Raw genomic sequence first — 26076 nt, forward strand, 5'->3', positions numbered from 1 at the left:
CAAAGGCCCATTCCTACAGCCTCCAGCCATTCCTGCGGATCGCTAGCAGACCGGCGCGATTCTGTCGAGATATGGCGGCCGGGATCCTTTGCGTATACTGCGCAGATGTTCTCCCCAACTGCTTTCCGCCCGCGTTGTGCCAGGTGGCTCATCGCAACCGGACTCTTCCTGATGCTCGGTGCCTGTGTTGATAAACCCAGCACACTCGAGCGCGTAAAGGAGGACGGTGTACTGCGGGTGATCACCCGCAACAGTCCGGCCACCTATTTCCAGGATCGCAACGGCGAAACCGGCTTCGAGTACGAGCTGGTCAAGCGCTTTGCCGATGATCTGGGGGTCAAGCTCGAGATCGAAACCGCGGATAATCTCGACGACCTGTTCAATCAGCTGGGCAAGCCCAACGGCCCGGTACTGGCCGCCGCCGGCCTGGTGAGCAGTGACAAACGCAAGCTGCAGGCGCGCTTTTCCCATCCGTACCTGGAAGTCACCCCGCAGATCGTCTATCGCAACGGCCAGTCCCGCCCCACCACGCCGGCGGATCTGGTGGGCAAGCGCATCACGGTGCTCAAGGGCAGCAGCCATGCCGAACAGCTCGCCGAACTGAAAAAGCAGAATCCTGCGATCGAATACGAAGAATCCGACGCGGTTGAGGTGGTTGACCTGCTGCGCATGGTCGACGAGGGGCAGATCGACCTGACCCTGGTGGACTCCAACGAAGTGGCGATGAACCAGGTCTACTTCCCCAACGTACGGGTCGCCTTCGACCTCGGCGATGCCCGTAGCCAGCGCTGGGCGGTGGCCCCGGGCGAAGACAACAGCCTGCTCAACGAGATCAACACCTACCTCGACAAGGTGCAGAAGAACGGCACCCTGCAGCGTCTGAAAGATCGCTATTACGGGCATGTCGATGTACTGGGTTACGTCGGCGCTTATACCTTTGCCCAGCATTTGCAGCAGCGGCTGCCCAAGTACGAGAAACATTTCCGCGCCTCGGCCAAGGAAGAGAAGGTCGACTGGCGCTTGTTGGCGGCCATCGGTTACCAGGAGTCGCTGTGGCAGCCGGGGGTCACGTCCAAGACCGGCGTGCGCGGCCTGATGATGCTGACCCAGAGCACGGCCCAGGCCATGGGCGTGTCCAATCGCCTGGATGCCAAGCAGAGCATCAGCGGCGGAGCCAAGTACCTGATGTACATGAAGGATCAGTTGGACGAACAGATCGAAGAGCCGGACCGTACCTGGTTTGCCCTGGCGGCCTACAACGTCGGCAGTGGTCATCTGGACGATGCGCGCAAGCTGGCCGAGAAGGAAGGCCTGAACCCGAACAAGTGGCTGGATGTGAAGAAAATGCTCCCGCGCCTGGCGCAGAAGCAGTGGTACAGCAAGACCCGCTACGGGTATGCGCGAGGCGGCGAGCCGGTGCATTTCGTCGCCAACATCCGCCGTTACTACGACATCCTGACCTGGGTGACCCAACCGCAGCTGGAAGGCAGCCAGATGGTGGATGGCAACCTGCATGTACCGGGTGTGGACAAGACCAAGCCGACCGAGCAGCCGTCGCAGCTCTAAGCTGACGGGTGTTGTAGCGGCCAGCCTGGACTATTTTTAGCGTTATTTCGGGCCCCTTCGCGGGCAAGCTCCGCTCCCACATCCATGGCTCCCCCCTCCTCCCCGTGAACGCCAACTGAGTGTTCAAAGGGGGAGGCAGGGGTAGGGGTTACGCGGTCAAACTGTGGGAGCGGAGCTTGCCCGCGAAGAGACCGGAACAGACGCAACGACATTTCAGGTTGCGCCGCGAGATCACATACCCGGTAGTCAGGCCTTCGCCGCAGCCGCCAGGATCAACGCTTTCATCTCCACCACCGCCGCCTTGAATCCGACGAACAGCGCATGCGCCACCAGCGCATGACCGATGTTCAGTTCGTTGATCCCCGGGATCGCCGCCACCGCCTCGACATTGTGGTAATGCAGGCCATGCCCGGCATTGACGATCAGCCCCTGGGCCACGCCAAATGCCACGCCATCGGCTATCCGCTTCAGCTCTTCGGCGACTTCCGCCGGCGTATGGGCATCGGCATAACGTCCAGTGTGCAACTCAACGGCAGGCGCCCCGACACGCTTGGCCGCGGCGATCTGACGCTCGTCGGCATCGATGAACAGCGACACTTCGCTGCCGATCTTGCTCAAGCGCGCCACCGCCGCCTTGATCCGTTCCTCCTGCCCCGCGACGTCCAGACCACCTTCGGTGGTCAGCTCCTGACGGGTTTCCGGTACCAGGCAGATATGCGCCGGCCGAATGCGCTCGGCAAACGCCATCATCTCTTCGGTCACGCCCATCTCGAAGTTCATCCGCGTCTGCAGCACCTCCTTGAGCAGCAACACATCGCGCTCCTGGATATGCCGACGGTCTTCACGCAGGTGCACGGTAATACCGTCGGCGCCCGCCTCTTCGGCATCCAGCGCAGCCTTGACCGGATCGGGATAACGCGTGCCCCGGGCCTGCCGCAGGGTGGCGACGTGGTCGATGTTCACGCCGAGAAGGATACGAGTGCTGGTGCTCACGGAAAGACTCCTGAAGAGTGGAAGATTTGCCGCACAGCATACACGTCAGCCGCGGCCTGCATGGCCAGTTCTGTGTATCGGATGCGGATGTCGAGGGCTCAACGGGCGATCACTGAAGCGGCGTAAACCTGGCGCCGCCCTACCCGCCCTTCAGGACTTGCGAAACAACTCGCGACTGACCAGCGGCTTGCCGCCCAGGTGCACCGCCAGGGCTTGGCGCATCAGGCGCTTGGCCGCCGACAGCGCCCCCACCGCAGCCCAGTCAGCCTGCGCCATGGCCAGCAGTTCGGTGCCCTGGAACAGACCCGGTTGCAACAGATAGACGCGCTCCAGGCCGGCATCGACCTGCAGGCGGTACAACCCATCGGCTGCCAGGGGTTCGCCGTGAATATCCTGGTCCAGGGAAAAGCCATAACCGAGATCGTCCAGCAACCGCCATTCGAAGGAACGCAGCAGCGGTTCGAGCGGCCGGCCTTCGGCCAGGGCCAGCAAAGTCGCGGCGTAGTGGTCAAAGACCGCAGGATGCGGATCTTCGGCGGGCAGCAGGCGGATCAACAGTTCATTGAGGTAGAGACCGCTGAACAGGGCTTCGCCAACAAGCCAGGTGGAAACCCCGGCGCTTTCCATCCGACCGACGTTCTTCAACTCGCCGCGGCCGCGAAACTCCACCTCGAGGGGCACGAAAGGCCGCGCCAAGGTCCCGGCCTTGCCCCGCGCACTGCGCAGCACGGCACGCAGCCGACCTTGCGGGGTGATGAAATCCACCAGCGCGCTGCTTTCGCGGTAGGCACGGGAGTGCAGGACATAGGCGGGTTGGCCGGGAGGTGGCTGGCTGGACATCGGCGTATGAATGTCTCTGAAGGATATTGCTTGTGTGGCAAGAGGCCTTAGCTCAACCCTAGCCCGAACACCTGACTTGTGGGGAAGGTGCTTGTGTGGGAGCGGTGCTTGCCCGCGAAGCTTTTAGCGCTCTCACAGACCTCTTCGCGAGCAAGCTCTGCTCCCACAATGATCGCGCTCCGCCAGGGAGCGCTCGAACAACCCGATTACAGGTCGCCGTAACCCAACGAACGCAGGGCACGCTCGTCATCGGACCAGCCGCCCTTCACCTTGACCCACAGGTTGAGCATGATCTTCGAATCGAACAGCAGCTCCATATCCTTGCGCGCCTCGGTGCCGATGCGCTTGATGCGCTCGCCCTTGTCGCCAATGATGATCTTCTTCTGGCCGTCACGTTCGACGAGGATCAGCGCATGGATGTGCAGGGTCTTCCCCTGCTGCTTGAACTCTTCGATTTCCACGGTGATCTGGTAAGGCAGCTCGGCACCCATCTGACGCATGATTTTCTCACGCACCAGTTCCGCCGCGAGGAAACGGCTGCTGCGGTCGGTGATCTGGTCTTCCGGGAAAAAGTGCTCGTTTTCCGGCAGGTGCGTGGCGATCAGGCTTTCCAGATGCTCGAGGTTGTGCCCGTGCTGCGCCGAGATCGGCACGATCTGCGCCTTGGGCAACTGTTCCTGCAACCAGGTCAGGTGCGGCATCAGCTCGGCCTTGTCCTCGATCCGGTCGGTCTTGTTCAAGGCCACGATCACCGGGCCTTCGACGTACTGGATGCGCTCCAGGACCATCTGGTCCTCATCGGTCCAGCGAGTACGGTCGACCACGAAGATCACCACGTCGACGTCTTTCAACGCCGCCGAAGCGGTCTTGTTCATGTAGCGGTTGAGGGCCTTTTCGCCGCCCTTGTGCATACCGGGGGTATCCACGTAGACCGCCTGCACGGTGCCTTCGGTCTTGATCCCGAGCATGTTGTGGCGAGTGGTCTGGGGCTTGCGCGAGGTGATCGCCAGTTTCTGCCCGAGGATATGGTTCAGCAGCGTGGACTTGCCCACGTTCGGCCGGCCGACGATGGCGACGTAGCCGCAGCGTGTTGCCGTTGAATCAGTCATTACCATTCTCCACGCCCAGGGCAATCAGTGCTGATGCGGCCGCTACCTGTTCGGCAATACGACGGCTCACGCCCTGTCCTCGGCTTTTTTCATTCAATAGGGTGATCTCGCACTCGACGAAGAAGGTCCGGCAATGCGGCTCACCCTGGATATCCACCACTTCGTAACGCGGCAGGTCGCAGGCCCGGGACTGGAGAAACTCCTGCAGCCGGGTCTTGGGGTCCTTGTTGGTGTCCACCAGCGTCAGGCTGTCAAACTCCGAGGTCAGCCAGGCCAGCACCCGGTCCCGGGCCGCTTCCATGCCGGCATCCAGGTAAATCGCACCGATCAGCGCTTCCAGGGCATCGGCGAGAATCGACTCGCGGCGGAAACCACCGCTTTTCAATTCACCGGAGCCCAGGCGCAGGTACTCGCCCAACTCGAAACCACGAGCCAGCACCGCCAGTGTTTCACCTTTCACCAGGCGCGCGCGCAAACGCGACAACTGGCCTTCGCGAGCCTGGGGGAAACGCTCGAACAGCGCCTCGCCGGCGACGAAGTTGAGAATGGCATCACCGAGGAATTCCAGGCGCTCATTGTTGCGCCCGGCAAAACTGCGGTGAGTCAGGGCCAGGAGCATCAGCTCCTGATCCTTGAAGGTATAGCCGAGCTGGCGCTCGAGACGACTCAAAGACACGCTCACGGTTTGGCCACGCTGAATTCGTGGTCGAACTTGACCACCAGATCGATGTTCTGGATCAGCGGATCACGCTGCTCATATTTCAAGTGCGCGAGGAACCGGTTGTTCTCCAACGTCACGCTTAACACCTTGTTCAAATCCAAATCCTGAATACTGTTGACCTGCATGCCGCGGGTAACATGGGTATAAAAGTCGTTGACGGTGGTGATATCCGCCGCCTTGTCGGTTTCCACCGACATGATGATTTTCTTCATCGACATATAGTCGAGGTAATGCGGGACCAGCTTCAACGCCACGCTGGCGGCAAAAGCCACCAGGGCCAGGGTCAGTAACCAGCCAAAAAACGACAGGCCTTTTTGCGAGCGAGCAGATGTCATCTTCATGGTACTGCGGCACCTGAAAAAGCACTCGGCGCTGTGTGCACAGCGCCGGGTTTGGTTACTTGATCAGACCGACCCGGGAAAAATTCGGGAAGTGGCTGAGTTTCGGTTCAGGCCAGCTCATCCAGACCGCGAAGGCCTTGCCGACGATGTTCTCGTCGGGAACCATGCCCAGCAGCTCCTTGGGAATATTCGGATCATCCCAGTAGCGACTGTCGTTGGAGTTGTCGCGGTTGTCGCCCATCATGAAGTAGTGGCCCGCAGGGACCTTCCACTCGTGATCAGGCGGCGCGCGGTAGCGGCCCATTTCCTTGCGGATCAGGTGCTCGGCGGCGCCCAGTTGCTCTTTATAGAGCTCGGCACTGCCCAACATGCCCGGCTCGGCGCCGACCAGCTGTTCAGCCACCGACTGGCCGTTGACGAACAGCTTCTTGTCACTGGTGTAGCGCACCACATCGCCCGGCAAGCCGACTACACGCTTGATGTAGTTGACGTTGGGGTCGCTTGGGTAGCGGAACACCATCACATCGCCGCGCTGCGGATCACCGACTTCGATGACCTTCTTGTCGATCACCGGCAAGCGAATCCCATAGGAAAACTTGTTCACCAGGATGAAGTCGCCGACATCCAGGGTCGGTTTCATCGAGCCGGACGGAATCTGGAACGGCTCCACCAGGAACGAACGCAGTACCAGCACGATGAACAACACCGGGAAGAAGGATTTGCCGTATTCAACCAGCAAAGGCTCCTTGTTCAGCTTTTCGACCACATCGCCATCGGGCTGCGTCACGCTGCCCCGATAGGCTGCGATAGCGGAACGCCGACGAGGCGCCAGAAAGACCAGATCGAACAACGCCAACACACCACAGACGGCGACGGCGATGACCAGCAACAGCGGGAAATTTAGTGACATAGGACCTAACTATCCAACCTGAGCACTGCAAGAAAGGCTTCCTGTGGAATTTCCACGTTGCCCACTTGCTTCATGCGTTTCTTACCGGCCTTTTGCTTTTCCAACAGCTTGCGCTTACGGCTGACGTCGCCGCCATAGCATTTGGCCAGTACGTTCTTTCTGAGGGCCTTGACAGTAGTCCGCGCCACGATCTGCCCGCCAATGGCGGCCTGGATGGCAACGTCGAACATCTGACGAGGAATCAGTTCTTTCATCTTCTCGGTCAACGCACGACCTTTGTAATGCGCGTTATCACGATGCACGATCAGCGCCAGCGCGTCGACCTTTTCACCGTTGATCAGGACATCCAGCTTGACCAGATTGGCCGACTGGTAACGATCAAAATGGTAGTCCAGCGAAGCATAGCCGCGACTGGTGGATTTGAGACGGTCAAAGAAGTCCAGGACCACTTCGTTCATCGGCAAATCGTAGGTCACCTGCACCTGCGAACCGAGGAACAGCATGTCGTGCTGGATGCCACGCTTCTCGATGCACAGGGTAATGACGTTGCCCAGGTGCTCCTGCGGTACAAGAATATTCGCCCGGACGATCGGTTCGCGCATATCCTCGATGGCCGACAGGTCCGGCAGCTTGGACGGGTTGTCGACGTAAATGGTTTCGCCGTTCTTGAGCAGCAGCTCGAAGATTACCGTCGGCGCGGTGGTGATCAGGTCCAGGTCGTATTCGCGCTCCAGGCGCTCCTGGATGATCTCCATGTGCAGCATGCCGAGGAACCCGCAACGGAAGCCGAAGCCCAGGGCGTCGGAGCTTTCCGGGGTGTACTGCAGCGAGGAGTCGTTCAGCGTGAGCTTTTGCAGGGCTTCGCGGAAGTCTTCGAAATCGTCGGAGCTGACCGGGAACAGGCCGGCGTAGACCTGCGGCTGGATGCGTTTGAAGCCTGGCAGCACGTCGACATCAGGGGTAGTGCTCAGGGTCAGGGTGTCACCCACCGGCGCACCGTGGATGTCCTTGATACCGGCGATGATAAAGCCCACTTCGCCGGCCTTCAGGTCGACGGTGGCGGTGTGTTTCGGGTTGAACACACCGACGCTGTCCACCAGGTGCATCTTGCCGGTGGACTTGACCAGGATCTTGTCGCCCTTCTTCACGCGGCCGTGGCGCACGCGCACCAGGGACACGACGCCCAGGTAGTTGTCGAACCAGGAGTCGATGATCAACGCCTGCAGCGGATCTTCGATATTGCCGGTCGGCGCGGGAATGGTGGTCACCAGGCGCTCGAGCACTTCGTCGACCCCCAGGCCGGTCTTGGCGCTGCAGGTGACGGCGTCGGTGGCGTCGATACCGATGATCTTCTCGATTTCTTCCTTCACGCGGTCCGGATCGGCCTGGGGCAGGTCGATCTTGTTCAGCACCGGCATGACTTCCAGGCCCTGCTCGATAGCGGTATAGCAGTTGGCAACGGACTGGGCTTCGACACCCTGGCCGGCGTCCACCACCAGCAACGCACCTTCACAGGCCGCCAGGGAACGGCTGACTTCATAAGTGAAGTCAACGTGGCCGGGGGTGTCGATGAAGTTCAGCTGATAGGTGATGCCGTCACGAGCTTTGTAGTACAGGGTAACGCTATGGGCCTTGATAGTGATCCCGCGCTCGCGCTCGAGGTCCATGGAGTCCAGCACCTGCGCTTCCATCTCGCGCTCGGCAAGGCCGCCGCACATCTGGATGAAGCGATCGGCCAGAGTCGACTTGCCATGGTCAATGTGGGCGATGATGGAGAAATTGCGGATATGACTCAAATCACTCACAGGTCAACACTCAAAAAGGTTGCAGGCAGACTGCCCGCCGAAAAATAGCCGGGAATTGTACCTGATGCGCGGCCAGGGCGTCACGTTAACAGGCCCGGCGGCACGGACAAAAAAGCCTCGGTCACTGGACAGAGGCTTTTTCCTGGATCATTTACCGCTCGATCGCCGCATCATCCGGCCCGACGCAACAGCCAGACACCGGCCACCGCGCAGAACGCCGCCGGCACCACCACCGCCAGCAGCGGCGAGAAACCGAATACCAGGCTCGAAGGCCCGAGCAGGTCCTGGGCGATGCGGAAGGTGAAGCCCACCAGCACGCCGGTGAACACCCGCTGCCCGAGGGTAACCGAACGCAGCGGGCCGAAGATGAAGGAAATCGCCATCAACACCAGCGCCGCGGTCACCAAGGGTTGCAGGACCTTGACCCAGAACGCCAGCCAGTAGCGACCGTTGGCCAGGCCCTGGTCCGCCAGGTAGTGGATGTAGCTCCACAGGCCACTGATCGACAGGGCCTCGGGCACCATCACCACGGTGCTCAGCAGGTTCGGGCTCAAGGCCACGTCCCAGCGCTCTTCCGGTACATTGATCACTTCGGTGCGACCGTCGCGGAAATAGGTGGTGGTGACGTCCGTCAGTGTCCAGAGGTCGTTGTCGAAGTGGGCCTTCTTGGCAAAACTCGACGACAGCATGTGCCGCTCGCTGTCGAAGTGATAGCGGGTCACACCGTAAAGCAGGCCGTTGGGCTGCACGGCGTTGATATGGATGAACTCGTCACCCTGGCGATGCCACAGGCCGTTGCGCGAGCTTTGCGCATCCCCCGACCCCTGGGCCAGGGCCTTGGCCGCCTGGGCCTTGCTCTCGGTGGCCGGGGCGACATACTCGCCGACCAGCACGCCGACCAGCATCAATACCAGCATCGGCTTCATCACTGCCCAGACGATACGCCCGACGGAGACGCCCGCCGCGCGCATGATGGTCAATTCGCTGTTGCTGGCCAGGCTGCCCAGGCCGATCAGACAGCCGATCAGGCCGGCCATCGGCAACATGTCGTAGACCCGGCGCGGCGCCGTGAGCGCCACGAAGCTGAGCACATTGCCCAAGGTATAGGTATCGGAGATGCTGCCCATCTCATCGATAAAGGCAAACAGCGAGGCCAGCCCGAGGATGATTCCCAGTACGGCGAGAATCGCCATGAACACACTGCTACCGATGTAGCGATCGAGCTTACCCACGAGCCATCTCCTTCACAGTGCGACGACTCGCCAGTTTCAAACGCAGGGGTTCCCAATACAGCAGCGCCAGGCCGATGACCAGGAACAGGCCGTGCACCCACCACATGCCCAACAGCGGTGACAAGCTGCCTTTCTCCAGCGCGCCACGGGCCGAAATCAGCATGGTCAGGTAGGCCATATAAAGGAGGATCGCCGGCAGCAGCTTGAGGAAACGCCCCTGGCGCGGGTTGACCCGCGACAACGGCACGGCCATCAGGGTCACGATAAACACCAGCAACGGCAGGGAAAGACGCCATTGCAATTCGGCGACCGCCTTCAGATCCGGATTGCCGAGCAGGCTTGAGGTCATCATCGCATCGCGGTCGGTGACTTCTTCGCTGATTTCGGGTTTGGGCAACATGACGCCGTAGGTGTCGTACTTGATCGCCCGGTAATCAGCCATGCCCGGACTGCCATCATAGCGATAGCCGTTTTCCAGGATCAGGTAGCGATTGCCATCCTTGCGCACTTCCTGACGACCTTTCTCGGCCACCAGCACGGAAATGCCACGGTCCTTCTTGTTCACACCGAAGCGCTTTTCCGAGATGAACACCCCCCCCAGGTTTGCCCGGTCATCGGAGAGTTGCTCGGTATAGGTGACCCGCGAGCCGTCGTTGAGCTCCTGGAAGCGGCCGGGCACCAGGGTGTCGAATTCGGTCATCGCGTCCTGCTGGTTGAGCAGCAACTGGAATTGCAGGGCACCCTTGGGCGCCAGGCTCAGGCTGATCCAGGCAACGAGCACGGCTACCAGCAGTGCCGGCGCCATGGTCATGCCCAACAGGCGCTGCTGGCTCATGCCGGTGGCGGACAGCACGGTCATCTCACTTTCGAGATAGAGCCGTCCGTAGGCCAGCAGAATCCCGAGGAACAGCCCCAGCGGCAGGATCAGCTGGAGGAAACCGGGCAGGCGGAAGCCCATGATCAGGAATAGCGAACCCGGATCCAGTTGGCCGGAGGCGGCCTGGGCCAGGAACTTGACGAAGCGTCCGCTCATGGTGATGACCAGCAACACGGCGCTTACCGCACTCAAGGTAATCAAGACTTCGCGGGACAGATAACGAAAAACAATCAAACCAGACACTCCAGGGTTGTCAGGCTAAGGTGGCCGAACAAGCAAACATAGGCACCGACAGATGGCCCGCCGCGGCGGGCTGTCTAAAAGAGGCGCATTATCCTGTGATTGCTCCCGGCTGTCACTGCGCACTTGCCTACAGCACCCGCCTTATTGCAATGCCGCATTCAGTCGTAGGCAAACTCCTGACTTGACCCCGAGCATTGTGGGAGCCGGATTTATCCGCGAAGAGGCCCCAAAGGTCACCAAAAGCTTCGCGGCGGTGCGGCGTCCCGACAAGCGCCGCTCCCACGGGTTATCTTGCACGTTTCAGATTACGCCCCCTTAAAACGAACAGCTTTGCCTTCGGTATTGGGGCTTGCCCCCGGCCAGCGGCGAGGTTCAAACTGCGGCCTTTGCCGAAGGCCACGCCATTGCGTCGCCTCGCCCCGGCGCAGAGCTGTCTCTGTGCCCTTTGACCTTAATATTCAGGGACCCGGACATGGAACTGGTTGTAAAAAGCGTCAGCCCAGAAACGTTGAAAACCGCCACCCTGGTACTCGCCGTCGGCGAAGGCCGCAAACTCGGCGCGGTCGCCAGCAAAGTCGACGAACTCAGCGGCGGCGCCATCAGCGCCATCCTCAAGCGCGGCGACCTGGCCGGCAAAGTCGGCCAGAGCCTGCTACTGCAAAGCCTGCCCAACCTCAAGGCCGAACGCGTGCTGCTGGTGGGCGTGGGCAAGGACGCCGAACTCGGCGACCGTCCGTTCCGCAAAGCCGTTGCCTCGATCCTCGCCACCCTCAAGAGCCTGGGCGGCAGCGATGCCGTGCTGGCCCTCGACGAAGTCGTGGTCAAGGGCCGCGACAGCTACGGCAAGACCCGCCTACTGGCCGAAAGCCTGCTGGACGGTGAATACAGCTTCGACCAGTTCAAGAGCCAGAAGGCCGAACCGCGCACCCTGAAGAAAATCACCCTGGTGACCATCAAGGCCGCGCAAGCCGAAGTCGAACGCGCCGTCAGCCACGCCCGCGCCATCGCCGGCGGCATGGCCTTCACCCGCGACCTGGGCAACCTGCCACCGAACATCTGCCACCCGAGCTATCTCGCCGAACAGGCGAAGAACCTCGGCAAGGCGAACAAAGGCCTGAAGGTCGAGGTCCTTGACGAGAAGAAGATCAAGGAACTGGGCATGGGCTCGTTCTACGCCGTGGGCCAGGGCAGCGACCAGCCGCCACGCCTGATCGTCATGCAATACAACGGCGGCAAGAAATCCGAGAAGCCGTTCGCCCTGGTCGGCAAGGGCATCACCTTCGACACCGGCGGCATCAGCCTCAAGCCGGGCCTGGGCATGGACGAGATGAAATACGACATGGGCGGTGCCGCCAGCGTATTCGGCACCCTGCACGCCGTGCTCGCCCTGCAACTGCCGATCAACCTGGTGTGCATCCTCGCCTGCGCCGAGAACATGCCGAGCGGTAGCGCGACCCGTCCGGGCGACATCGTCACCACCCTCAGCGGTCAGACCGTGGAAATCCTCAACACCGACGCCGAAGGCCGTCTGGTGCTGTGCGATGCCCTGACCTACGCCGAACGCTTCAAGCCGCAGGCGGTGATCGATATCGCCACCCTGACCGGCGCCTGCGTGGTCGCCCTCGGCGCCCATACCTCGGGCCTGCTGGGCAACAACGACGAACTGATCGAGCAACTGCTCAGCGCCGGCCGCCAGGCTGACGACCGCGCCTGGCAACTGCCGCTGTTCGACGAGTACCAGGAACAGCTGGACAGTCCGTTCGCCGACATCGCCAACATTGGCGGGCCGAAAGCCGGGACCATCACCGCGGCCTGCTTCCTGTCGCGCTTCGCCAAGCAGTTCAACTGGGCGCACCTGGACATCGCCGGCACCGCCTGGACCAGCGGCGGCAAGGACAAGGGCGCCACCGGCCGTCCGGTGCCCCTGCTGACCCAGTACCTGCTGGACCGCGCCAAGGCCTGAACCTGAGCCTGCCGGGCGGCGTCGACCAATGACGGCGCCCGGAATCCGGAATCCTCTATGACCCAAGTCGACTTCTATATCCTTCCCAGCGCGGATCCTTCGGCACGCCTGGATTTTGCCTGCAAGCTGACCGAAAAGGCCTGGCGCCTGGGACACAAGGTCTACCTGCATTGCCGCGACAGCGCCCAGCGCGACGACCTGGACGCCCGCCTGTGGCAGTTCAAGGGCGAAAGCTTCATTCCCCACGGCCCGGCGGAAAACGAACCGGAAGGCCGCGTGGTCCTGGGCCTGGGCGAAGATCCTGGCACGCATCAGGACCTGCTGGTGAACCTCGATATGAAGGTACCGCCGTTTGCTTCGCGCTTTGCCCGCGTGGCGGAAGTGGTGGTCGAAGACCCGGCTATTCGTCAAGCGGCGCGGGAGAGTTTCCGCTTCTACCGCGAACAGGGCTATCCTCTGCAAGATCACCGTCTACAGCGACTTTGAGCACCCCGATGGACACTCCAAAACAGCCCCAAAAAGCCGCGCCCCTGCTGGACGAGCTCGAATCGATCCGCAAACTGCTGGGCGACGACACCTTGCAACCGCCGCTACTGACCGAAACGGTCGCCAGTGAAGGACAGATCCCCCTGTTGTTCGACATGGTAGGTAATAAAACCAAGGTCGAGGTGCAGCCCGAGGTGGTTGCCACGCCGGTGGTCGAGCCCAAACCGGCACCGCCAGTCGTCGCGGCGGAACCGGCCAAACAGAAGAGCCAGGACGCCCTGCTGCATCTGGACAGCGAACTGCGCGCCGCCGCGCAATTGATCATGCAGGACGTGATCGACGACTTCGCCCCGCATATCGAGACCGAGATCAAGCGTCGCCTGGATGCCCGCATGGAACGCCTGCTCAGCCAATATCCTTCCTGACCCCATTCGCCCTTCTTGGTAGAAGCAGGGCTTTCCCCCTCCACAACGCTCTCAAGCCTGACCAGGATCTGTGGCGAGCGGGCTTGCCCGCGCTGGGCTGCGAAGCGGCCCTAAAACCAGCGATTGCGGTGTATCAGGTACAGCGAGGTGGCCAGTTATACGACTGCTGCGCAGCCGAACGCGGGCAAGCCCGCTCGCCACAGGACCGCGCTCGGCTTCAAACGCTCTGAGCTGACCGAGACTGGCCCGCCAGCGGGCATTTTTGTGCCAGCCGCCCTCACCTCGCTCTACGCCCCGCGCCATATCCCCGTTATACTTGCCGGCTTTCCTGAATTAATGCCTAAGGGTCCCGCCGCGCATGGATAAGACCTACCAGCCGCACGCCATTGAAACTTCCTGGTACCAGACCTGGGAGTCCGAGAATTATTTCGCCCCGCAAGGTACCGGCGACGCCTACACCATCATGATCCCGCCGCCGAACGTCACCGGCAGCCTGCACATGGGCCACGGTTTCAATAACGCGATCATGGACGCCCTGATCCGTTTCCGCCGCATGCAGGGGCGCAACACCCTGTGGCAGCCGGGCACCGACCACGCCGGGATCGCCACGCAGATGCTGGTGGAGCGCCAACTCGAAGCCCAGGGCCAGAGCCGCCATGACCTGGGCCGCGAGAAATTCCTGGAAAAGGTCTGGGAATGGAAGGATCAATCCGGTGGCAACATCAGCCGGCAGATCCGCCGACTCGGTTCGTCCGTGGACTGGAGCCGCGAGCGTTTCACCATGGACGACGGCCTCTCGGAAGCGGTCAAGGAAGCCTTTGTGCGCCTGCACGAAGACGGCCTGATCTATCGCGGCAAGCGTCTGGTCAACTGGGACACCAAGCTGCACACGGCGATCTCCGACCTCGAAGTGGAAAACCACGACGAGAAAGGTTTCCTCTGGAACCTGCGTTATCCACTGGCTGACGGCGCCAAGACCGCCGACGGCCTGGATCACCTGATCGTCGCCACCACTCGCCCGGAAACCATGCTCGGCGACTCGGCCGTGGCGGTAAACCCGCAAGACGAACGCTACAAAGCGCTGATCGGCAAATTTGTCGAGCTGCCGCTGGTCGGCCGCCGCATCCCGATCATCGCCGACGACTACTGCGACCCTGAATTCGGCACCGGCTGCGTGAAGATCACCCCGGCCCACGACTTCAACGACTATGAAGTCGGCAAGCGGCACAACCTGCCGCTGCTGAACATCTTCGACAAGAACGCCGCCATCCTGCCGGCCTGCCAGGTGTTCAACCTCGACGGCACGCTGAACGACAGCATCGACGGCAAGATCCCGGCGCAATACGTCGGCCTCGACCGCTTCGAAGCGCGCAAGCAGATCGTTGCCGCCTTCGAGGCCGCCGGCCTGCTGGTCAGTGTTGACGACCACGGCCTGAAAGTGCCGAAGGGCGACCGCTCCGGGACCATCATCGAACCGTGGCTGACCGACCAGTGGTATGTGTCGACCAAACCTCTGGCCGAGCCGGCCATTGCCGCCGTGGAAGACGGCCGCATCGCCTTCGTGCCCAAGCAATATGAAAACATGTACTTCTCCTGGATGCGCGATATCCAGGACTGGTGCATCAGCCGCCAGCTGTGGTGGGGTCACCGGATTCCGGCCTGGTACGACGAGTCGGGCAAGGTCTATGTCGGTCGCGACGAAGCCGAAGTACGGGCCAAGCACCACCTCGGCCCGGATGTGGCGCTGCAACAGGACAACGACGTCCTCGACACCTGGTTCAGTTCGGGCCTGTGGACCTTCTCGACCCTGGGCTGGCCGGAACAGACCGACTTCCTCAAGACCTTCCACCCCACCGATGTGCTGGTGACCGGTTTCGACATCATTTTCTTCTGGGTCGCCCGGATGATCATGCTGACCATGCACCTGGTGAAGAACGAGGACGGCACCCCGCAGGTACCGTTCAAGACCGTCTACGTGCACGGCCTGGTACGTGATGGCCAGGGCCAGAAGATGTCCAAGTCCAAGGGCAACGTCCTTGACCCGCTGGACATCATCGACGGCATCGAACTCGAAGCCCTGGTGCAGAAGCGTACCACCGGCCTGATGCAGCCAAAATTGCAGAAAGCCATCGAGAAACAGACCCGCGCCGAGTTCGCCGAGGGCATCGCCAGCTACGGCACCGATGCCCTGCGCTTCACCTTCTGCTCGCTGGCGTCCACCGGTCGTGACATCAAGTTCGACATGGGCCGCGTCGAAGGTTATCGCAACTTCTGCAACAAGATCTGGAACGCCGCGCGCTACGTGCTCGACAAGGGCGAAGACTGCGGCCAGAACGGTGAAGCGTTCGAACTGTCCCTGGCCGATCGCTGGATCATCTCGCAGTTGCAGCGCACCGAAGCCGAAGTGACCCGCCAACTCGACCAGTTCCGTTTCGACCTGGCCGCCCAAGCCTTGTACGAGTTCATCTGGAACCAGTATTGCGACTGGTACCTGGAACTGTCCAAGCCGGTGCTGTGGGACGAGAATGCGCCGGTCGAACGCCAGCGCGGCACCCGTCGCACCTTGGTGCGCGTGCTGGAAGTAGCCCTGCGCCTGGCGCATCCGTTCATGCCGTTCATCACCGAGGAAATCTGGCAGCGCCTGGCGCCGCTGGTCGGTGCCGAGGGCAAGACCATCATGCTGCAACCGTGGCCGGTGGCGAACGAAGCGCGGATCGACCCGGTTGCCGAAGACGATATCGAATGGCTCAAGGGCCTGATGCTCGGCGTGCGTAACATCCGCGCCGAGATGAATATCGGTCCGGGCAAGCCACTGGCGTTGTTCCTGAACAACGTCAAGGCCCAGGACCAACGGCGCCTGAGCGAGAACGAGCAGCTGCTGAAAAAGCTGGCCAAGCTCGAATCGATCACCGTGCTGGCGGCCGGCGACGAAGCCCCGCTGTCCGCGACCGCCCTGGTCGGCGAGATGGAAGTGCTGGTACCGATGGCCGGGTTGATCGACAAGGCCGCCGAACTGGCGCGCCTGGACAAGGAAATCCAGCGCCTGCAAGGTGAAGTGCAGCGGGTCGGCGGCAAGCTGTCGAATGCCGCGTTCGTCGACAAGGCCCCGGCCGAAGTCATCGAGAAGGAACGCGCCAAGCTGGCCGAGGCCGAACAGGCCCTGGGCAAGCTGGCCGAGCAGCATGCGCGGATCGCCAGCCTGTAAGCTTGGTGATCGACTGAAAAAGGGAGGCCCTCGGGCCTCCCTTTTTCATGCCCACATGCAGCCCTGAACAGACTTCTTGCAGGCCCCACAAAACCGGTGGGCACGGAGCTTGTCGGATCGCCGCACCGCCGCGAAGAGGCCCGTGATACCGCTAAAAGCTTCGCGGGCAAGCACCGCTCCCACAGTCCTTATGGGACAATACCCGCCAATCAAAGCCCTGCCCGAATCGACCCTGCCCATGACCGCCCCGAGCAAACCCAAAGCCCCACGCAAGAAGCCCAAGCCCGCGCCCCCGGCCAAGGCCGTCGAGCCACGCGAAAAAGCCAGTCTGCACCCGCGCAATCGCCATCAGGGCCGCTACGACTTCCCGCAATTGATCAAGGGCTGCCCTGAACTGGGCCGCTTTATGATTCTCAATCCCTACGGCAAGGAAAGCATCGACTTCGCCGACCCGGCCGCCGTGCGTGTATTCAACCGTGCCCTGCTCAAGTCCTTCTACGGCATCGCCCACTGGGATATCCCGGCGGACTTCCTCTGCCCGCCAGTGCCAGGTCGGGCCGACTACGTACACTTCCTCGCCGACCTGCTGGCCGAGGACAACGAAGGCGTGATCCCCCGAGGCGCGGCTGTACGCGTGCTGGATATCGGCGTCGGCGCCAACTGCATCTACCCGCTGATCGGCCACAGCGACTACCGCTGGCAATTTCTCGGTTCGGACATCAATCCCACCGCCCTGGCCGCGGCCAAGGCCATCGTCCAGTCCAACGCCCTGAACAAGGCCATCGGCCTGCGCCTGCAAGGCAATCCGAAGCACATCCTCAACGGCCTGCTGGAAAGCACCGAGCATTTCGACCTGACCCTGTGCAATCCACCCTTCCACACCTCCCTGGACGAAGCGCAAAACGGCAGCCGGCGCAAATGGCGCGCCCTGGGCAAGGCCGATCCGCAGCGCAGACTGCCCGTACTGAACTTCGGCGGACAAGCGTCGGAATTGTGGTGTGAAGGCGGTGAAATACGCTTTGTAACCCAACTGATCGCCGAAAGCGCCGCCCTGGGCCAACAGGTATTGTGGTTCAGTACCCTGGTGTCCAAGGCCTCCAACCTGCCAGCCATAGAAAGCGCGCTGAAAAAGGCCGGCGCCCTGCACAGCCAGGTGGTGGAAATGTCCCAGGGGCAGAAACAGAGCCGTTTCGTGGCCTGGACCTTCCAGGATCAGGCGCAGCGGCAAACGTGGCGCCAGGAGCGCTGGAGCCGGCTTAACAGCTGAACCACGCCCCGCTGAGGCGCCCCACACTTTTCCACAGGCGAAAAAAAACCGTGCCCGGATAGACTCCGGGGCACGGTTTCAGTGCATCTTACTTGTTTACAGCGTCGGTCAGAACCTTGGCCACAACCAGCTTGATCACTTTCTTGGCAGGGATTTCGATGGCAGCGCCAGTCGACGGGTTACGGCCGGTACGGGCAGGACGCTCGGTCACTTTCAGTTTGCCAACGCCTGGCAGAGTGATTTCGCCGCCGTTTTCCAATTGATCAGCAACGATCTGGGCCAGTTGGTCCAGAGCGGCACGCGCGGTAGTTTTCGGCGCGTCGATAGCTTCGGCGATATCGGCGATCAGTTGGTCTTTGGTAATAGCCATTGAGATGTTCCTTCCCTATCAAATTCATTTGGATTGCAGAGTGCAGTATCAGCCATCGAGCCAGCCTTGTGCCCCCCCGCAGACAACCACGACGGATCGCAGATGTAGATAGCAGATTTGGGGTTTGGTTCGACGTGACACCTGCTGAATGCACGCTTTGCGCCGTTACCGAGCGCAAGACCGGGCAAAACTAGCACAGAGACGGGGAAATATCCGCCTCTACCTAGCCATTTGGTCAGCTTTTGCGCTCGTTTTCGAAAAAAAAGCTCTCTGAAACCGCTCACACTGCCCGAACGACCGCGCAAAGACGGATTCACCCCGTGGGTGCGGTACACTGGGCGCTTTTCCGGGGAGCTCGCCTTCCCCCTGACAAATCAGCCGAGAGACCTATGCCGATCCGTCATTGCATCGTCCACCTGATCGACAAAAAACCCGACGGCAGCCCCGCGGTCCTGCATGCCCGTGACTCTGAACTGGCCGAATCCCAGGCCATCGAGCACATGCTTGCCGACCTCAACGAAAGTTACAATGCCAAGCAAGGCAAAGCCTGGGGCTTCTTCCATGCCGAGTCCGGCGCGCATCCGTTCAGCGGCTGGCTGAAGGAGTACCTGGACGGCGGCAAGGACTTCACCGCGTTCAGCCGAATTGCCGTCGAACATCTGCAAAAGCTGATGGAGGAGTCCAACCTCTCGGTGGGCGGTCATGTACTGTTCGCCCACTACCAGCAAGGCATGACCGACTACCTGGCGATCGCCCTGCTGCACCACAGCGAAGGCGTGGCGGTAAACGCCGAGCTCGACGTAACCCCGTCGCGCCACCTGGACCTGGGCCAGTTGCACCTGGCGGCGCGGATCAACGTGTCCGAGTGGCAGAACAACAAGCAGTCCAAACAGTACATTTCCTTTATCAAAGGCAAGAACGGGAAAAAGGTTTCGGAGTATTTCCGCGACTTTATCGGCTGCCAGGAAGGTGTCGACGGTCCGGGCGAGACCCGCACCCTGCTCAAGGCCTTCAGTGACTTCGTCGAAAGCGAAGACCTGCCTGAGGAAGATGCCCGGGAAAAAACCAAGACATTGGTGGACTACGCCAGCAGCCAGGCGAAAATGGGTGAGCCCATGGGTCTGGAAGAGCTCTCCGGGCTGATCGACGAGGATCGTCCACGGGCGTTCTACGAACATATCCGCAACAAGGATTACGGCCTGTCGCCGGAAATCCCGGCCGATAAGCGCACCCTGAACCAGTTCCGCCGCTTCACCGGCCGCGCCGAAGGCCTGTCCATCAGCTTCGAGGCGCACTTGCTGGGTTCGAAGATCGAGTATGACGAAGAAGCCGGGACCCTGATCATCAAGGGCCTGCCGACCCAGTTGACCGATCAGCTCAAGCGGCGCAAGGACTGAGTCATGCTTACAGGCCTGCTGAAGAAGGTCCTGCTGATCCTGCTGGTGGTGGTGGTTTATCAGAACTGGGGCAAGATCGAGCGAGTGTTCAATCCGGGGCAGATGGTCTCGGAGCAGACCCGGGCCAAGGCCCGGGTGGTGCTCTATGCGACCGACTGGTGCGGTTACTGCAAGCAGACCCGGCGCTTTCTCGACCAGAAAGGTATTCCTTACCAGGAATTCGATATCGAGAAAAACGCCGAGGCCCGCAAGGCCTACCAGGTCCTGGGCGGCGGAGGGATCCCGATGCTGGACGTGAACGGCACCTTGATCCGCGGCTATGAGCCGGACGCGATCCTCGCCGCACTGAAATAATCACCGCCGAACACGGACCGTGCCGGAGCCGGCTTGCTGGCAATGGCGGCCGCAAGATCGATACAAGGCTCACGGGCCTCATCGCTGGCAAGCCAGCTCCTACAGGGGTTGCGCTGTGCTCAACCCTATAGCGCTTCGATCTTGAAGCCGAGCCGCGGGAAGTGCACATGCACCACGCCCGCGCGCTCATCCTCACGGCGCACGATCAACTCTTCGCAACCGGCAAACACCAACTCGCCCGCCACCGGATCAACGCCATAGTCGGTCGCCGCGACGATCACCGACTGGCCGGCGACAAAACCGTTCGGATCGTTGAACAGCTCATCAGGAAGCGCCGCCGGCGTCGACTCGCGGGCCACCTGCAAGGCCTGCTCGGCGGTCATCTCACTCGGGGCGCCGTGCCCGAACGCCATGACCCGGGCCAGCCAGGCAACCACCGCCGGATAGGCATCCACCAGCGGCGCGGTCACTGGCGTCGCCTTGAGGAACCACAGCGGATGAGCCATGGCGATATCGGCAATCGACGGCTCGCCGAGCAGGAAGTCGCCCTCCTCATGCTGCAACTGCTGCTCCAGCCGCGCCATGAACACCGGCCACTGGTGCTTGGCCACCGCCAACGGGACCTTCGCCGCCGAGCCGCCGCTGAACAGGCCGGCACGGTCGATCATGAAGTCTTTGACCTGCTCCGGGGACAAGCGGGCAAAGCGCACCGCCACCGAATCGGGCTGGAACACCAGGCTGACCGCATGACTGAACACCACCGAATCGGCCCAGGCGGCAAAGGTCGCCGCGACCATTTCCAAACTCTGGGGGAACAGCCGCGGCGTGGCCTTTTCCTGCTCCAGACGGCGGGCGATCAAGGCGGTGTCACAATAGATATCGGCACCGACCTGCAACACCGGGGTTTTCCGATAGCCACCGGTCAGCGCGGTCAGCTCGGGCTTGGGCATCATCGGCGGAATGTGCACCGAGCGCCAAGAGAGCCCTTTGAACCCCAGCAGCAAGCGGGCCTTTTCGGCAAAGGGAGAGGTCGGATAATGATGAAGAATCAACTCAGACATGCTGGAGTCCGCCGGGCAAATAAGAACCTGCAGCTTAGCCTGCAAATCGCCGGCGGCCTACCCGACAAGCCTGATGTTGCCTTATCAACAGCATCAATTGCCGGAGCACCGAAAGACGCCCCGACTCATTTCCGCCCGGCGGCAAAGGCATCCAAATCGAAGCCAGCCGCCAGGGTTTCCTTGGCGCTCTTGCGCAACTTCTTGATCAGGCGCTCCTGGCGCAGGGCCTCGCCCTTGTCGCGACAGGCCTCCACATAGACCAGCGCGATCGCCGGGCTGGAATAGAAGAAGCGCGCGCCCTTGCCACTCTGATGCGAAGCAAAACGCCGCTGCGGGTCATCGCTGATCCCGCAATACAGCGAGCCATTGGCGGCGCGCACCAGATAGACAAACCAGGGTTTGACCGCAGGCGCTGCCGGCTCGGTTTCGGCACTGGGCGTTTCACTGATGTTCACGTGGCAAAGGGCTTGATCGCTGACGAGGCCGCGATCTTAGCAGAACCTAGCGGCTGGCCTGGAAGGCCTTCAAGCCTTTCAACGCCTGGGCACGCACGGCGTTCCTGACCAGCGGCGTCCAGCCCAGCAGCAAGCCCTTGGTCCCCAGCGCCTGACGCGACCAGCGCCACAAGTCGAAGCTGTCATGGTGCTCGCAAATCTTGCCGTCGCGAAACACGAAGCGCGCATTGATATCGTTGACCACGGTATTCCCGGTCTGGCTGAACAGGTAGGTCGCGATCCAGTGGGCACCGCCACTGCGCTCGTCGGCACGGACATTGTCAAAGGTCAGGGAAAAATCCTTGGCCCGACTGGTCAGCATGCGCCACATGTCGCCGGCATCGCGGCCACGCAACTCGCCGAACGCCGGATCACTGAACACCACATCCTCGGTGTAGCAGGCACTCATGGCCTCGGCATCCAGCCGTTGGAACGCTTTATAGAACTCAGTAATCAACGCGCTGTGGGCATCACTCATGAACGGGCTCCGTGCAGGTAAAAGGATCGCCTGCACGATAGTCTGCAAATGCCCGGCTGACTATCGGCATTCGCGCTCCGAATACCGGGAGTGCGAGGTGCTTCAGAGTTTTTCGCTGGTCACCTGTACATAACGCGCCCGACCGGCACCGAGGCCGAAGACAATAGCGCCCAGGCCGATCACGGCGAAGATCCAGCCCAGCGCCTCCCAGCCACCGGTGAGGTCATGTACCAACCCGACCGCGAACGGCCCCATGGACGCCAGGGTGTAACCGATGCCCTGGGCCATGCCCGACAGGTTCGCCGCCACATGGGCGTCGCGCGAGCGCAACACGATAAGAGTCAGCGCCAGGCTGAAGGTCCCGCCCTGCCCCAGACCGAGCAGGATCGCCCAGCCCCAGAGCCCTTCGAGCGGCGCATACAGGCAACCGAACAGGCCGCCCAAGGTCAGCACCATCACCACGACAATCGCCAGCCGCTGATCCTTGCCTCGCGTCGCCAACCAGGGCGTCGCCAATGAGCTGATCAGTTGGATCAGAATCGATCCGGACAGCACGATCCCCGCTTGGGTAGCGCTCAGGCCGCGTCCGATCAGCACCGAGGGCAACCAGCCGAAAACGATATAGGCCAGGGACGATTGCAGGCCCATGTACAGGGTCACCTGCCAGGCCAGCGGATCGCGCAGCAAACCGCGCACACGGTAGGACACGTGATGGGCACCGTGTTTCTGCCCCACTTGCGGCAACCAGAAAATCGCTGCCACCAACGCCGGCACCACCCAGAAACCCAGGCCGATCGACCAGCTCCCGGCAAAGTGCTGGCTCAGCGGCACCGTGGCCCCCGCCGCCAGTGCCGCGCCCAGACACAGGGCCATGGTGTAGACGCCGGTCATGGTCCCGGCCTGCTTCGCGAAGTCGCGCTTGACGATGCCCGGCAACAGCACGCCGATCACCCCAATGCTCGCGCCAGCCAGCACACTGCCGGCAAACAGGCCGAACTCGCCCAGGAAACTGCGCAGGATGATCCCGCCGGCCAGCGTCAGCAGAATGCCGAGCACAACCCGCTCACTGCCGAAACGCCGGGCCAGCAACGGTGCCAGGGGCGCCGCCAGACCGAGGCAGAGTACCGGCAGAGTGGTCAACAGGCCGGCCTTGGCCGCCGACAACCCCAGGCTGCGGGACACGTCGCCGAGCAACGGCGCCATGCTCGACAACGCCGGACGCAGGTTCAGGGCCACCAGCACCAAGCCCAGCAGCAACAGCCAGGGCCGACGCAACACTGGCGGTTGCTGCTGGACCAGATCGTCATCGGCCTCGGCGTCGATCAGCAGTCGATCGAGCTCGACCGGCTGCGAGGCGACACCGGGTTCTACAGGAGCACGGGACATGGGGCTCTCGCTTTCAAGGTTCATTGATCAAGCTCCGGCACAAGGCCTTGGCACGCTCGGGATCCTGTTGCTCCACCGCTTCGAGCAGGGCCACATGCAGGTCGAACACCGATTGGCGCCGGGGGCTGATATCCAGGGTCTGGCGCAGGGCACCGGCGATCACGCTGGAGAAGTAACGGTACAGCTCGCTGAGCATCGGGTTGTGCGCGGCGTCGATCAGACGCTGGTGAAACGCCAGGTCGCAGCTGATGTAGCGGTCGAGATCGCCGTGATAGTGGTCGCCGCTGGTGTGCAGGGCCTCGCGCAAACCCTTGAGATCCTCCTCGGTGCGCCGCAACGCGGCCAGGCCGACGGCCTCGACCTCGAAGCTGTGCCGGGTCTCACGGGCCTGGTCGAGGGAACAGCGCGACAACGCCTGCATGGTCGTCAGCGGATCGATGGTCGCCCGCAGGTAGCTGCCGTCGCCCTGGCGGATCTCGATCAATCCGGAAAACGCCAGTACCCGCAGGGCTTCACGCATGGTATTGCGGCTGATGCCCAGCTCCGCGGCCAGTTCCGGCTCGGTGGGCAACCGCGCGCCCACGGCCCAGGCACCACGGCTGATGCGCTCGCGCAATTGCTCCAGGGCCTGGTCGACCAGGGAGCGCTTGATAAGGGGAATGCTCTGAGACATGAAAATCGCCCTGACATCCAGTCATAGGATGAATTGAGCAAAAGGTTACTGCAAACCTGACTGCGAGTTCAAGAACCAACGTTTCCTACAGGAGATGGGGAATCCACCGCCTATCTAAAAATTACCCTATAAGGGTAATTTTAAGCTCTACTATATCAAAGGTGTCTTATGGAAAAGAAAACACCTCATTATGATCTGGCGGCGATCAAGACGGACGTGACAAGGCTTGGCGCCACGGCATTCACGCTAAGCGCCAGGGATGGCGGCAGGAAAATGGGGTTCACCCTCGCCGATATGCTGCAAGTCATTGAATCATTGGAAAGAAGGATGCTTTATAAATCAATGACCACCTACGCCGATCACAGAATCTGGCAGGACGTTTACCACTATCCGCTCCTGGGTAGACTGATTTATATAAAAGTGAGCTACCGCCCTGCTGGCGGCCCTCCAGTGATCTCCTTCAAGGAGAGTGAGTCATGAAACGACAGAACTGCGTCAGCTGCGGCGCGCACAACGCCATGCACTGGTTTGAAGGTCGGGACTTCGAAGTCGACTTCAAGGCATTGAAAAAACCGGTTGCGGCGCTCTCGGGCTGGCAGTGCGAGACCTGCTCGGAGATCGAGCTTGATCCTGGAAGCGCCCAGCGCTATTCAGACGCCAGCGATGAGCTTATCTATCAGTCTAGGCGAGAAGTAGCCAATGAGATGAAGCGAATCCGTCGCAAACTTCACTTCACTCAACGCACAGCGGTGGAGCTGCTGTCGGGCGGTGGACACAATGCGTTCTCAAGGTATGAAAGGGCGGAAATCGACCCACCAAAACCCTTGTTCGTACTCATGCGCCTTCTGGACCGACACCCTGAGCTGGTCGACGACATCAAGAGCATCAGCGAAGGCAAGGAGCCCTGGCATCCATCAAGTGCCAGAGAAGGCGAACACCCGCTCACCTGATCGATAAAACGCAATCGAGTAGGAGGCGGATTTACATCCGCCGTCCTCTCACGCCACCGTACGTACGGTTCCGTATACGGCGGCTCAGGCCAGGCGGCTAAGCCGGTTGATCGTATCCAGTATTGAGACCAGCCCAAGAGCATCGGCGACAGCGGGCCGCCTTGCGGCGTCCCCTCCTGCCGTTGGCCGATCAGCCCGCCCGACAGAACACCCGCTTCGAGGTAACGGCGAATCATCCTGAGCACTCGCTTGTCTTCGATTTGACGCTCGACATAAGCCATCAGGACATCGTGTGTTGAGCCGATCAAAGAACTTCTCAAGATCGAGTTCCACGTACCAGCGCTGTCCCGCCGCCACATGGTCGCGAGTTATTTCGATGGCTTGATGAGCGCTTCTGCCCGGACGAAAGCCGTAGCTGTAGTCCGAGAACAGGGGATCGAAAATCAGCGTGAGCTGTTGCAGCAAGGCTTGTTGGATCAGGCGATCCACGACACTGGGAATACCCAACTGCCGGGTTCCGCCTTTGGGTTTGGGAATTTCGACGGCGCGCACACCTTGCGGGTGATACTCACCGGCCAGCAGCCGTGTCTTGAGGATCGGCCAATACTGTTTCACGTAGTCTGCCTATTGCCCGACCGTCATGCCATCGGCACCCGGCGCGCCCTTGTTGCTGACCACGCGTTGATACGCACGCTTGAGGTTGGCGGGTGCAAGCACCCGCTCCATCAGCCTGCCCGGCTCCGCGTTCGTTCGCACGACCTTCCTGCTTATGCCTGTCGGATCTACGTCGCAGCGTTCCGTGCAAGTATCGGGTTTTGACGATTACCGCCGTCTTACCCCGCTGCGCCGCCTCTATCCGCTTCCTGTTCGTCAGGCCAGCATTTTGCCTCGGGCTTCCTTCGGATTCGCAGTCACCCGCGACACCCTTGC

Annotated in this window: 25 protein-coding genes and 1 pseudogene; 10 read left to right on the forward strand and 16 right to left on the reverse strand. The window is 61.5% G+C overall.

The window, feature by feature from the left end; genetic code table 11:
- Nucleotides 1-105 precede the first annotated feature (105 nt).
- Nucleotides 106-1566 carry a membrane-bound lytic murein transglycosylase MltF gene (gene mltF / locus M5B99_RS08875; protein ID WP_248803676.1) on the forward strand — a complete coding sequence of 487 codons (1461 nt, stop codon included), beginning with the start codon at nt 106-108 and terminating at the stop codon, nt 1564-1566.
- A 246-nt stretch (nt 1567-1812) separates the two neighbouring features.
- On the opposite strand, the gene pdxJ is transcribed toward mltF, so the two are convergent.
- From pdxJ to lptF, 9 genes are all read right to left on the reverse strand, one after another.
- Nucleotides 1813-2559, reverse strand: a complete 747-nt coding sequence (gene pdxJ, locus M5B99_RS08880) for a pyridoxine 5'-phosphate synthase (protein WP_248803677.1) — start codon at nt 2557-2559, stop codon at nt 1813-1815.
- Nucleotides 2560-2709: 150 nt separating this feature from the next.
- Nucleotides 2710-3399, reverse strand: a complete 690-nt coding sequence (gene recO, locus M5B99_RS08885) for a DNA repair protein RecO (protein WP_248803678.1) — start codon at nt 3397-3399, stop codon at nt 2710-2712.
- A 206-nt stretch (nt 3400-3605) separates the two neighbouring features.
- Nucleotides 3606-4508 (reverse strand): GTPase Era, encoded by a 903-nt coding sequence (gene era / locus M5B99_RS08890; RefSeq protein ID WP_103497032.1) that lies wholly within the window; start codon nt 4506-4508, stop codon nt 3606-3608.
- Complete coding sequence (rnc, locus tag M5B99_RS08895) at nt 4501-5190, reverse strand: ribonuclease III (protein ID WP_103497033.1); 690 nt, start codon at nt 5188-5190, stop codon at nt 4501-4503. Before rnc ends, era begins: the two co-directional genes overlap by 8 nt.
- Nucleotides 5187-5564, reverse strand: coding sequence for a DUF4845 domain-containing protein (locus M5B99_RS08900; protein WP_248803757.1), 378 nt, complete (start codon nt 5562-5564; stop codon nt 5187-5189). Before M5B99_RS08900 ends, rnc begins: the two co-directional genes overlap by 4 nt.
- A 61-nt stretch (nt 5565-5625) precedes the next feature.
- Nucleotides 5626-6480: a signal peptidase I gene (gene lepB, locus M5B99_RS08905; protein WP_248803679.1), complete on the reverse strand. Its 855-nt coding sequence runs from the start codon at nt 6478-6480 to the stop codon at nt 5626-5628.
- Between the two features lie 5 nt (nt 6481-6485).
- Nucleotides 6486-8285, reverse strand: coding sequence for a translation elongation factor 4 (gene lepA / locus M5B99_RS08910; protein WP_177099692.1), 1800 nt, complete (start codon nt 8283-8285; stop codon nt 6486-6488).
- A 170-nt stretch (nt 8286-8455) separates the two neighbouring features.
- Nucleotides 8456-9517 (reverse strand): LPS export ABC transporter permease LptG, encoded by a 1062-nt coding sequence (gene lptG, locus M5B99_RS08915; protein ID WP_248803680.1) that lies wholly within the window; start codon nt 9515-9517, stop codon nt 8456-8458.
- Nucleotides 9510-10628: an LPS export ABC transporter permease LptF gene (gene lptF, locus M5B99_RS08920; RefSeq protein WP_248803681.1), complete on the reverse strand. Its 1119-nt coding sequence runs from the start codon at nt 10626-10628 to the stop codon at nt 9510-9512. The genes lptG and lptF overlap by 8 nt, the downstream gene beginning before the upstream one ends.
- A gap of 481 nt (nt 10629-11109) precedes the next feature.
- Between lptF and M5B99_RS08925 the strand changes: the two genes are divergently transcribed.
- From M5B99_RS08925 to rlmF, 5 genes are all read left to right on the forward strand, one after another.
- Entirely contained in the window at nt 11110-12600 is a 1491-nt protein-coding gene (locus M5B99_RS08925) for a leucyl aminopeptidase (RefSeq protein WP_248803682.1), read from the forward strand.
- 57 nt (nt 12601-12657) lie between these two features.
- The gene (locus M5B99_RS08930) at nt 12658-13086 is read left to right on the forward strand and encodes a DNA polymerase III subunit chi (RefSeq protein WP_248803683.1); all 429 of its coding nucleotides are present in this window, start codon (nt 12658-12660) and stop codon (nt 13084-13086) included.
- 8 nt (nt 13087-13094) lie between these two features.
- The gene (locus tag M5B99_RS08935; protein ID WP_248803684.1) at nt 13095-13511 is read left to right on the forward strand and encodes a DNA polymerase III subunit chi; all 417 of its coding nucleotides are present in this window, start codon (nt 13095-13097) and stop codon (nt 13509-13511) included.
- Nucleotides 13512-13869: 358 nt separating this feature from the next.
- Nucleotides 13870-16716 carry a valine--tRNA ligase gene (locus tag M5B99_RS08940; RefSeq protein WP_248803685.1) on the forward strand — a complete coding sequence of 949 codons (2847 nt, stop codon included), beginning with the start codon at nt 13870-13872 and terminating at the stop codon, nt 16714-16716.
- Nucleotides 16717-16954: 238 nt separating this feature from the next.
- Entirely contained in the window at nt 16955-17983 is a 1029-nt protein-coding gene (gene rlmF, locus M5B99_RS08945; RefSeq protein ID WP_248803686.1) for a 23S rRNA (adenine(1618)-N(6))-methyltransferase RlmF, read from the forward strand.
- A gap of 88 nt (nt 17984-18071) precedes the next feature.
- On the opposite strand, the gene M5B99_RS08950 is transcribed toward rlmF, so the two are convergent.
- Nucleotides 18072-18353, reverse strand: coding sequence for an HU family DNA-binding protein (locus tag M5B99_RS08950; protein ID WP_040064476.1), 282 nt, complete (start codon nt 18351-18353; stop codon nt 18072-18074).
- 389 nt (nt 18354-18742) lie between these two features.
- Between M5B99_RS08950 and yejK the strand changes: the two genes are divergently transcribed.
- Nucleotides 18743-19750 carry a nucleoid-associated protein YejK gene (gene yejK / locus M5B99_RS08955; RefSeq protein WP_103497043.1) on the forward strand — a complete coding sequence of 336 codons (1008 nt, stop codon included), beginning with the start codon at nt 18743-18745 and terminating at the stop codon, nt 19748-19750.
- A 3-nt stretch (nt 19751-19753) separates the two neighbouring features.
- On the forward strand, nt 19754-20104 hold the full coding sequence (locus M5B99_RS08960; protein ID WP_248803687.1) for a glutaredoxin family protein: 351 nt from the start codon (nt 19754-19756) through the stop codon (nt 20102-20104).
- Nucleotides 20105-20229: 125 nt separating this feature from the next.
- Here the strand turns inward: M5B99_RS08960 and M5B99_RS08965 are convergent, their stop codons facing one another.
- The 5 genes from M5B99_RS08965 to M5B99_RS08985 all read right to left on the reverse strand — a co-directional run bounded on the left by M5B99_RS08965 (nt 20230) and on the right by M5B99_RS08985 (nt 24196).
- Nucleotides 20230-21165: a glutathione S-transferase family protein gene (locus M5B99_RS08965; RefSeq protein ID WP_248803688.1), complete on the reverse strand. Its 936-nt coding sequence runs from the start codon at nt 21163-21165 to the stop codon at nt 20230-20232.
- Nucleotides 21166-21290: 125 nt separating this feature from the next.
- Nucleotides 21291-21620, reverse strand: a complete 330-nt coding sequence (locus tag M5B99_RS08970) for a GIY-YIG nuclease family protein (protein ID WP_248803689.1) — start codon at nt 21618-21620, stop codon at nt 21291-21293.
- 46 nt (nt 21621-21666) lie between these two features.
- Nucleotides 21667-22137: a nuclear transport factor 2 family protein gene (locus M5B99_RS08975; RefSeq protein ID WP_248803690.1), complete on the reverse strand. Its 471-nt coding sequence runs from the start codon at nt 22135-22137 to the stop codon at nt 21667-21669.
- 102 nt (nt 22138-22239) lie between these two features.
- On the reverse strand, nt 22240-23547 hold the full coding sequence (locus M5B99_RS08980; protein ID WP_248803691.1) for a CynX/NimT family MFS transporter: 1308 nt from the start codon (nt 23545-23547) through the stop codon (nt 22240-22242).
- Nucleotides 23537-24196: a FadR/GntR family transcriptional regulator gene (locus tag M5B99_RS08985; RefSeq protein ID WP_248803692.1), complete on the reverse strand. Its 660-nt coding sequence runs from the start codon at nt 24194-24196 to the stop codon at nt 23537-23539. Before M5B99_RS08985 ends, M5B99_RS08980 begins: the two co-directional genes overlap by 11 nt.
- Before the next feature lie 168 nt (nt 24197-24364).
- Here M5B99_RS08985 and M5B99_RS08990 point away from each other — a divergent pair, with 168 nt between their 5' ends.
- Both M5B99_RS08990 and M5B99_RS08995 read left to right on the forward strand, forming a co-directional pair.
- The gene (locus tag M5B99_RS08990; protein ID WP_248803693.1) at nt 24365-24676 is read left to right on the forward strand and encodes a type II toxin-antitoxin system MqsR family toxin; all 312 of its coding nucleotides are present in this window, start codon (nt 24365-24367) and stop codon (nt 24674-24676) included.
- Complete coding sequence (locus M5B99_RS08995) at nt 24673-25146, forward strand: type II toxin-antitoxin system MqsA family antitoxin (protein WP_248803694.1); 474 nt, start codon at nt 24673-24675, stop codon at nt 25144-25146. Before M5B99_RS08990 ends, M5B99_RS08995 begins: the two co-directional genes overlap by 4 nt.
- 137 nt (nt 25147-25283) lie before the next feature.
- On the opposite strand, the pseudogene M5B99_RS09000 reads toward M5B99_RS08995, so the two are convergent.
- A pseudogene (locus M5B99_RS09000) lies at nt 25284-25917 on the reverse strand (reverse transcriptase domain-containing protein); the annotation flags it as partial.
- Between the last annotated feature and the right edge of the window lie 159 nt (nt 25918-26076).

Origin of the sequence: Pseudomonas sp. MWU13-2100 (assembly GCF_023242365.1) — a bacterium.
Taxonomy (GTDB): Bacteria; Pseudomonadota; Gammaproteobacteria; order Pseudomonadales; family Pseudomonadaceae; genus Aquipseudomonas.